The organism is Chryseobacterium sp. RR2-3-20 (assembly GCF_017808115.1).
GTDB lineage: Bacteria > Bacteroidota > Bacteroidia > Flavobacteriales > Weeksellaceae > Chryseobacterium > Chryseobacterium oryzae.
On record NZ_JADQBD010000211.1, the window covers coordinates 1 to 515 of the forward strand.

General features: G+C 34.0%; 1 protein-coding gene. It reads right to left on the reverse strand.

Going from position 1 to position 515, the window contains the following annotated elements; genetic code table 11:
- Positions 1 to 277: 277 nt before the first annotated feature.
- A partial coding sequence (locus tag IV513_RS15705) for a hypothetical protein (protein WP_209391488.1) occupies positions 278 to 515 on the reverse strand: 238 nt, incomplete at its 5' end.

A 515-nucleotide genomic window follows, 5' to 3' on the forward strand; every position in this document is an offset into this window, starting at 1 on the left:
ACATTTATTCCTGTTATTTTAGCAGCTGTTTCAGGGTCACTAAAAAATCTTTTCGACGTATTTCCTGTATTTGTGTTGCCGAATCCAGCTTTAGGCACATCAATTATTAAACCTGTTCTTTCCCTAAAAGCATTTTGAATTTTTTGTTTTATATCCTTTACAATCTGCTTTTCTTCACTTGATCTTGCTTACCATTTTTGAAGAGGTAATTTGTAAGCCAAGTGCGGAATTGATTCAAGAAAACGGATTCTTGCATGAAGAATAGAAACTCCGAATGTCAAAGCTTCAGGAATTTCCTTGTTGGTTTTTCCAAATCGTTAAAATTCTTTGAGGTTTTTCCACAAATATAGCATCTTATGGTGGAAGTGGTATTTGTGGCTGAGTTGCAGACTTTTGCGTCCACTATTGTTAGTAATAATGTGTGTTGAACAGAGATAATACTATTTGGATTTGTAATTTCGGTCTCCGATAGCTGTTTTACCTGATCTTCTATGTATTTTATTTCTTCGTTTGTT